The following is a 258-nucleotide window of genomic DNA, read 5'->3' as shown; positions in this document are numbered from 1 at the left end:
CATTCACCCCCACCATCCCCACCTGCACCCGGTGCGTGTATTCGCGCGCCGTGTTGCCGTCGCGCGTGTAGATGGCCGTGCCGTTGCCGTACTCGTGCGCATTGACCAGGTCCAGCGCCGTGGCAAAGTCCGGCACGCGCACGATGCACAGCACGGGGCCGAAAATCTCCTCTTTGTAAATCGTCATCTCCGGCGTGACGTGGTCGAACAGGCTGCCGCCGAGGAAAAAGCCGTTTTCATGGCCGGGCAGGACGAAAC

Annotated in this window: 1 protein-coding gene; it reads right to left on the bottom strand. The window is 63.2% G+C overall.

The window, feature by feature from the left end:
- On the bottom strand, positions 1-258 hold a 258-nt coding region (locus ACZ92H_RS29765), incomplete at both ends, for an aldehyde dehydrogenase family protein (RefSeq protein WP_465052004.1).

It is taken from the genome of Janthinobacterium foliorum, from assembly GCF_978021625.1.
The sequence above is the reverse complement of the archived record's forward strand: the minus strand, read 5'-3'. Positions and strand labels throughout refer to the sequence as shown.